Annotated in this window: 1 protein-coding gene; it reads left to right on the plus strand. The window is 48.5% G+C overall.

The window, feature by feature from the left end; translation table 11 throughout:
• A partial coding sequence (locus SB725_RS31880; RefSeq protein ID WP_410923447.1) for a hypothetical protein occupies window positions 1-264 on the plus strand: 264 nt, incomplete at both ends.

A 264-nucleotide genomic window follows, 5' to 3' on the forward strand; every position in this document is an offset into this window, starting at 1 on the left:
ATTCGATACCGGATGCGGGTGGGCATATCACATGGGTGGAGAGTAAACGACGATTTACCGAAGGAAATGACGACGTTCGGGGGCAATTGCCGCAGCGGATGTGGTTAGCGTTTAACCATATATATCGTAAATATGGGCTCAGAGGTGATCTTCGGCGGGCACATTTTCTGGGTCAAGTATTCAAAGAAACAGGGGCGCTCTGCTCTGCGAGAGAAAATGGCGATGCGAGTTATTTCCGAAAAATGTACGAGAGCTATTCTGAGA

This window comes from Pseudomonas sp. SIMBA_041 (genome assembly GCF_046535095.1).
Taxonomy (GTDB): Bacteria; Pseudomonadota; Gammaproteobacteria; order Pseudomonadales; family Pseudomonadaceae; genus Aquipseudomonas; species Aquipseudomonas mucoides.